Genomic DNA, 8,542 nt, shown 5'->3' with positions numbered 1-8,542 from the left:
ATGAAGTTTGAGACATTGAATTATGCTATTCAGGATGTTCGGAAAGAAGCAAGACAAGCTGCTGCTATTGGTCTAGCAGTATCTAATTTAAGCTATGACGATACACCGGGAAAATTAAGTTTTTCACTTGGTACAGGTGTATGGCGCAGTCAATCTGCACTTGCTATTGGAGCTGGTTATATGTCTGAAAATGGAAGATTTCGCTCTAATGTATCTGCAACGAGTTCTGGGGGACATTGGGGGGTAGGTGCTGGATTTAGGGTAACACTGAATTAACAATAGAAAATTCGAAATAAATTTTCCTTCTCTTATCAAATGCGTTACATGTGCCATTTAAAGAGAAGGAAAGTTATTTTATCACAAATGAATAGCAATAGAAGATAAGGACGTATTTCGAGTAAAAATATATTTTTTATTATGAAATTTTATATGAAAAATCATTTATCATCTCCAAAAGGAATTATTTGAGTAATCGATATTTATTTTTAAGAGAGTTTTTTCCTTATAAGAGAAATATATATTGTAATAATATTATTAATGAATGAGCATTGTTTTTTATGACAAGATAGGGGGGTATTTTGCATAATTCTACTGCTGATAAGATTATTATTGGATTGTATAATGCCATAAAAGGTGATCAATTACATGACAGTGAGCAGCAGATTAAGACAGTTTTTAATGATGCAAAAAAATATATAGATAAATGTTTTTCTGAATCCATAGTATAATGCAATGAGTAATGTTGTTAATGATGCAAAATCTTACACGGATACAAAATTTGAAGCATTAAGATGTGATATTAAGACAGCTCAGAAAGAAGCAAGACAGGCGTCCTCTGTTGGTTTAGAAGTATCGAATTTAAGTGATTTTAATACCCTTTGGTCTTTAAGTCTTTGTTTTGGTGGTGGTTTATGGCGTAATCGATTGGCTTGAGCTATTGGAACCGTTTATATGTCAGAAGATGGAAAAATTCGCTCTAATTATATCTGTCACGAGTGCAAGAGGTTACAGGGGGTTAAGTGCAGGAGTAAACTTAACACTGAATTAATAATAAAAAACGCATTCGCCCTTGTCTCATCAGACAAGGGTAAAAATTTTATAAAGAGGTGATATTTTACACAGAAACTCATAGAGTAGTATACTTGTAAAGTTTTATAACAATGTATTCTGTAATAATAATCTTAGTGGGACTAATTTTAGTTACAGTGAAGCATTTTAACAAAAAAATTACAAATGCAGAGTGATGTTTTCATATAAATTAATAGAGCACGCGTAATCGCACAATATTTTAAAACTGTACAGTTTATAATTTTATTAATAGGAATATCCCACTAGGGGGTATGCTTAAAGAAATAAAAAATCTCATTTTTTCCATTTTTATTATTTTCTTTGTATGTAGCAGCGGGAATGATTAAGTAAGAATCACTTTGATCACAACAGAGATATTTAAAGCATAACGATGCACCAGCACTTTTATAAAAGCCTAAAGTGTAAACAATGAGGCTATGAATTTTAGAATTATTTCAAGAATCAGAAAAACGCATTATATAAAAAAATAATTAAATTATTTTTTCCTTGCTATTTTTTAATAATTGTATAGAGTGTGGAAAATTAATTAAAAGAAACTAGAAATCTTTTCGCAAAGCGGGGTGCGGTAAATCATGAAAAAATCACAAAATCACAATCATCTGATCTCAAAGAGCTTTAAGAGATACAAATATAAAACTCAAGGATATCTCGCTTATTTTCACGACAAAAGCGCAATAACCCTACAAAAAACGCTCTAAATTACTCAACAAACAACTTAACCCCCTTCCGCAATAAACATCCTTTATTGCCTCTTAAGCACAAAACACTTAATAATAAGTACGCAAACATGCTTTTTCCACATTTCGTTCACCTTTCTTCACCTTTAAATTTAAAGGCTCTGCTAAAGAAAAACACCCCTCCTTAAAGGGGATAAATAAAAACCATATTAATTGGACTATCGATCAACGTCGACTTCTATCTCATTGATATCTTAGATAGTCCTCTTCCGCATTATGACAACCCTAATCTTTTATAAAACAAGAAAAAACAATCTCTGGAGCTTAGTAGCACCGGAATATGTCTTTTTGATGTTTTAAATATCTTTTTTTACTTAGAGGATTTATTATGAAAAAAATATATACCACACCACACACGCTAGCAGTGAGTAATTTAAAAAATTCTTGCTCGTCTTATCGATTACCTTTTATTAAAACGCTTTCATTAGTGTCAGTAGCTGTCTTTTTATCAAATGCTTCTCCTGTTTTTGCTTGTGATCTTTGGGGTAATGTAGCACAGTATTTTGGCGGAGGTACAAATATACGTAAAAGTATTGCGCCAACCTATATAATTAACGGTAAAATATATAGAGATGTTGGTTCTGCGCTGTATGGTTTGGAGAATTATGTCGCTGAAACTAGGTATGATAAGCTTGTTAAGCAAGATGCATCAGGACTTATTACAATTGGTGCGGACGTAGGTGGTAATAGAATAACTATCGCAAATAGCTCTCATGGATTGAGGACTCTTACTGGTGTTGCTGATGGTTGGGTTTCGCCAATCTCGTATGATGCAGTCAATGGTAACCAGCTTTATAATTTGGGCTCTGGGGTTGCTGATTCTTTGGGCGGTGGTGCTAACTACAGCAATGGAAAATGGTCGGCTCCTGTTTTTATGATTAAAGCCTTTGATCAGAATGGAAATGAGACACAGGAAATGTATAGGAGTGTCGCGGGTGCGTTTGGTGGCATAAATAATTCTTTTGTGAATCTTAATAAAGCCATTAAAAATGTAGTTGCTAATGCAGCGGGTGATATGTTGATTCAGCAAGATTCTACAGGGACTATTAAGATTGGTGCGAACAAATGGGGTGTTATAGTAGACTTTGCAAATAATTCTCATGAGGCGCGGTTTATTGCGGGTGTTAGGGCTGGTCCGATTACAGCAACATCGACTTACGCAGTCAATGGTTCCCAGCTTTATAAATTGGGCGCTGGGGTTGCTAAGTCTTTGGGCGGTAATGCTAGCTATAAAGATGGAAACTGGAGTGCTCCTACTTTTACAGTTAAGGTTTTTGATAAGGATGGTAATGGAGCTGAAAAGAAGTATACTAATGTTGCGGATGCCTTTACTGGCGTAAGTGGTTCTTTCACAAATCTTGATAAAAAGATTGAGAATATAGTCATTGATGCGACAGGTAACAGTCTTGTTAAGCAAGATGATGCCGGACTTATTACCATTGGTGGAAAAGTAAGTGGGGGCAGGGTAAATATCGCGAATGTTGATAATGCGGCACGGACTCTTGCGGGTGTTAGGGCTGGTTCGATTACAGCAACGTCGACCGAAGCAGTAAATGGTTCTCAACTTTATTCAATAAATCAGGCATTTGCTGAATATTTTGGCGGTGGTGCTGGCTATAAAAATGGAAAATGGAGTGCACCTACCTTTACAGTTAAGGTCTTTGATAAAAATGGTAATGGAGCAGAAAAGAAGTATACTAATGTTGCAGATGCGTTTACTGGCGTAAGTAGTTCTTTCACGAATATTGATAAAAAGATTGAGAATGTAGTTACTAATGTGGTGGGTGACAAGCTTGTTAAGCAAGATACAGCAGGGCTTATTACCATTGGTGGAGAAGTAAATGGAGCTAACGTAAGCATTGCAAACGTTGATAATGCGGCACGGACTCTTTCCGGCGTTAAGGCTGGTTCGATTACAGCAGTATCCACTGATGCGATAAATGGTTCTCAACTTTATGCCATGAGCAATGTAGTTGCAGGCTATTTTGGTGGTGGTGCTGGCTATAAAGATGGAAACTGGAGTGCTCCTACTTTTACAGTTAAGGTCTTTGATAAGGATGGTAATGGAGCTGAAAAGAAGTATACTAATGTTGCGGATGCCTTTACTGGCGTAAGTGGTTCTTTCACAAATCTTGATAAAAAGATTGAGAATATAGTCATTAATGGGACAGGTGATGATCTTGTTAAGCAAGATGATACCGGACTTATTACCATTGGTGGAAAAGTAAGAGGGGTCCAGGTAAATATAGCAAATGTTGATAATGTGGCACGGACTCTTGCGGGTGTTAAGGCTGGTTCGATTACAGCAACATCGACTGATGCGATAAATGGCTCTCAATTTTATGCCATGAGCAATGTAGTTGCTAGCTATTTTAGTGATAATGCTGGATATGATAAAGATGGAAACTGGAATGCTCCTACTTTTACAGTTAAGGTTTTTGATAAAAATGGTAGTGGGACTGAAAAGAACTATAAGAATGTTGGGGATGCGCTTTCTGGTGTAAGTAGTTCTTTTACGAATCTTAATCAAAAGATCGAAAGTGTGACAGGTGATAGTTTTATTAAGCAAAATAGCGCTGGGCTTATTACCATTGGGGGAAGCAAAAGTGGCGATAGAATAGATATTGGAAACAATATTAATACTCCACGAGTTCTCTCTGGTGTTAGGGGTGGTGCATTTACGAAAACATCGACCGAAGCAGTAAATGGTAGCCAGCTTTATTTTATGACTCAGGCATTTGCAAATTATTTTGGCGGTGGTGCTGGATATGATGAAGAGGGGAAATGGTCAGGTCCTACTTTCACGGTTAAAGTCTTTGATAAGGATGGTAATGCAACTGAGAAAAACTATACTAATGTTGCAGATGCGTTTTCTGGCGTTAATAGTGCTTTCACAAGTTTGAATGAAGAGATTGTTAAGATAAAGAATAAGCCTGGTATTGAAGAAAGGGAACACATCCATAAAGACGGTGATTTGAATGATATTATTTCAGAAGGCTTTCCTTTTATGAGAAGCTTACCTAGTGCTTTAGGTAATGTGAAGGTTCCAACTACGATAACTGTTGCTCCTAAATCACCATTAAAACAAGTAAGTTTTATGAGTAGTGAAGGTGAAAGCCGGCGTCTTTTTGATATTGCTGCTGGTGAGATTTCAGAAACGTCGACTGATGCTATAACTGGTTCTCAGCTCTATTCGATAAACAACCAGATTGCTACTTATTTCGGTGGTGGTTCTGGATATAAAGGTGGAAATTGGAGTGCTCCGACTTTCACAGTTAAAGCCTTTGATAAGGACGGGAATGAGATTGATAAAGAGTATACTAATGTCGCGGATGCATTTGCTGGCGTTAATAGTGCTTTGGCAGGTTTAAATCATCAGGTTGTTGATATGAAGAATGGCCTTGGTATTGGTGAAACAGAGGGTAAACCACAAAATGGTGATCCTTCGGATGTTATTTCAAAAGGCTTTCCTTTTATGAGAAGCGCACGTTTTCTAAGAAGCTTACCTCTTGCCATAGATGAGGAAGAAAGCGCCATAGATGAGGCGGATAATTCAACCACGGTAACTGTTGCTCCTAGTGAAATTTTAGAAAAGTCAACTTATGAGGTGACTGACAATCAGTTTTCACAGATGAGTAACAGGGTAACAGGCGTTGAAAAAAAGGTAGACAGCGTTACAGACAGGGTAACAGGCGTTGAAAAAAAGGTAGACAGCGTTACAGACAGGGTAACAGAAGTTGAAAACAAGGTGAATGTTGCGGTTAGCTATGATACCGATGATAGCGGAAAGAAAATCAGTAGCATCACTCTAAAAGGTGTCGATGACAGTGAGCCTGTTTTGATTACTAATGTTAAAGATGGAAAAATTGAACATGGCTCTAAGGACGCAGTGAATGGTGGTCAGTTATACGATCATACCGCGGAGCAGATGAAGATTACTCTTGAAAGTGCGAAAAAGTATACGGACGATCAAGTCAATAATGGTGTTAACGAGGCAAAATCCTATACCGATATGAAGTTTGACGCACTAAGTTATGATATTACGAATGTGCGCAAAGAGGCAAGGCAAGCAGCAGCGATTGGTTTGGCAGTCTCTAACTTACGTTACTTCGATGACCCAGGATCTGTGAGTGTTTCATTTGGTGGCGGTTTTTGGCGTGGACAATCTGCCTTTGCGATTGGTGCAGGTTATACATCTGAAGATGGCAAGATTCGTTCTAATCTATCAGCAACCAGTGCTGGCGGTCAGTGGGGTGTAGGTGGTGGAATAACTCTGAAATTAAAATAACACCAGAGAATATGAAAAACTACAATTTAAGCGAAGTTTCGCCCTTGTCTTCTTAGACAGGGGCGAAATTTTATATTATAGAGAAGTAATATTTTACAGAGAAGGCCATAGAGTAGTATATTTATAAAGTCTTATAATAATTAAAGTCTTATACCAATGTATTTTATAGTAATAATCTTAGTGAGATTGATTTTAGTAAGAAGTAAAGCACTTTAACAAAAATTTTACAAATACAGAGTAGTACTCTCAGTGCGTAATTGCGCAGTATTTTAAAACTGTACGTTCTATAATTTCATTGATAGAAAATATCCATTGGGGGATACGTTTAAAAATCCTATTTTATTATTTTATTTATTTGCTCTGTACATAGCAGTAGCAATCATGAGGCACGCAACAGCAGCAATTATTAGTAAGACTCATTTTGATCAAAATGGGACACTTAAATAAAACTATGAAACAGAATCTCTAGACAAGTCTATAGTGCATGGAATCTATGAGTTTTAAAGTTATAAGGATATTTCACGGTTATATAAATCGGAAAGACTCATTCTGTAAAAATAATTAAATTCATTTTCTTCTTGCTATTTCACTCAATAGTCTATAACATCACAAAATATTCTTTAGTAAGACTCATTTTGGCAAAAACAGAAAAATGCTCGCAAGGGGGGGCAGTTGATTATGAACAACACACACAATCATCCTCATTTTACTCTAAAGCTTAAGAGTATGCCGCTTATCCCCGCGATAAAAGCGTAATGATTTCACAACAAGTACTCTAAATCATTCAGCCAACAACTTAAACTTTTCCCCTAATAATACCTTACAGCTTCTTAATCATATAAAATGAACTCTTTTACTTTTAAAACTATAAACCGCAGACCTAACAATAGGGTGCAAGTATGTCTTCTTCATACCTGTTTTTCACCCTCATCCAGGAGTTTTGTTGCAAAAAAAGCACCCTTCTTAAAGGCGGAAAAAATAAAAAACCCATTAACCACATCGTTTATCAAGATTGATTGCAACCTTGCTAGACTTCTAATTACTTCTGTTCGCCTCTGCGGCAAACTCAAACTTTATAAAGAACAAAAAAAATCACGTCGTTAATCACTCCTAACACTGAAATATGACTTTTTAATGTTCTAAATATGTCTTTCCTATTTGGAGAATTTGTTATGAAAAAATTATATACCACATCAAAAGCGCTAGTGGTGAATGATTGTAAAGATTCTTGCTCGTTTTATCGACGGCTTTTTATTAAAGCGCTTTCATTGGCTTCAGTGATTATATTTTTATCAAATGTTTCTCCTGTTGCTGCTGCTACTCAGATTTTAAATAACATATCAAACGACTTTAGTGGTGGTACAAATGCGCTTAAAGGTATACCGCCAGCCTATGTAGTTGGCAGTAAATTGTATAGAGATAGTGGCTCTGCATTTGTGGAGGGGGAGGATGCTCCCAAGAACTTAAGTCTTAATATTAAGTTTCAGACTAAAGCTGCTGTTGATACTGCATTTGCAGGTACGGAAGGTTATAAGAATGTAGAAGGTTATAAAAGTGTTGCGGATGCATTTTCTGGCACTAATAGTGCTTTGGCAGCTTTAAATCACCAGATTGTTGAGATAAAGGAACCCCATGCTATTGGGGAAAAACAAGATAATCCATCTCAAAGTGATGATCAGCATAAGAACACAGGCAGCTTTTCTCTTTTAAGAAGCTTACCCAGTGGACTAGCCCGAGCGGATGATGCAAGTATGATAACTATTGCTCCTACCTCACCATTAACTCAAATAACTATTCGGAATAGTAAAGGTGAGACACGGCGTCTTTTGGATGTTTCTCCTGGTGAGCTCTCAAAAACGTCAACCGATGCCGTTAATGGTTCCCAGCTTTATACGTTAGGCACTGGGGTTGCAAAATCTTTAGGTGGTAATGCTAGTTATGCGGATGGAACTTGGAGTGTACCTACATTCACGGTTAAGAGCTTTACAAAAGATGGTAGTGTTGTTGACTCGACTTATAATGATGTCGCTTCAGCCTTTATCGGTGTTGGTTCTTCATTCGAAAAAGTTAAAGATAAATTCGAGAAAGTTAAGGATGAAATTACCAAAGAGATTGAAAAAGACATTACTCTTGCTCAAGGTGATGCCTTGTTGTGGGACAAGGCTAAAGGCGCTTTTGTAGCAACGCATGGGAAAGAAAATAGCAGCAGCAAGATTACATCTCTTGCCAATGGAGACATTAATGCTAACTCAACCGATGCTGTAGCGGGCAATCAGCTTCATAGTCTTGGCACCAAGGTTGCAACGTCTTTAGGTGGTAGCGCTAGCTATGAGAATGGCACATGGACTGCTCCTACATTCACGGTTAAGAGCTTTACAAAAGATGGTAGTGTTGTTGACTCGACTTATAATGATGTCGCTTCAGCCTT

At 36.9% G+C, this 8,542-nt stretch carries 3 protein-coding genes and 1 pseudogene; all 4 read left to right on the top strand.

The genetic code is table 11. The features are described from left to right. A partial coding sequence (locus ACFINH_RS08570) for a YadA-like family protein (protein ID WP_375607518.1) occupies window positions 1-276 on the top strand: 276 nt, incomplete at its 5' end. Between the two features lie 456 nt (window positions 277-732). After that, window positions 733-933, top strand: coding sequence for a hypothetical protein (locus ACFINH_RS08565; protein WP_375632684.1), 201 nt, complete (start codon window positions 733-735; stop codon window positions 931-933). A 1,221-nt stretch (window positions 934-2,154) separates the two neighbouring features. Further along, the gene (locus tag ACFINH_RS08560) at window positions 2,155-6,114 is read left to right on the top strand and encodes a YadA-like family protein (protein WP_375632682.1); all 3,960 of its coding nucleotides are present in this window, start codon (window positions 2,155-2,157) and stop codon (window positions 6,112-6,114) included. 1,172 nt (window positions 6,115-7,286) lie between these two features. Beyond that, window positions 7,287-8,542, top strand: a pseudogene (locus ACFINH_RS08555) (hypothetical protein); the annotation flags it as partial.

The organism is Bartonella sp. AA74HLJMH (genome assembly GCF_042197045.1).
Taxonomy (GTDB): domain Bacteria; phylum Pseudomonadota; class Alphaproteobacteria; order Rhizobiales; family Rhizobiaceae; genus Bartonella.
The sequence above is the reverse complement of the archived record's forward strand: the minus strand, read 5'-3'. Positions and strand labels throughout refer to the sequence as shown.

Coding starts and splice junctions, on each gene's coding strand:
- ACFINH_RS08565 (WP_375632684.1), top strand. CDS start 733: ATGAGTAATGTTGTTAATGATGCAAAATCTTACACGGATACAAAATTT.
- ACFINH_RS08560 (WP_375632682.1), top strand. CDS start 2,155: ATGAAAAAAATATATACCACACCACACACGCTAGCAGTGAGTAATTTA.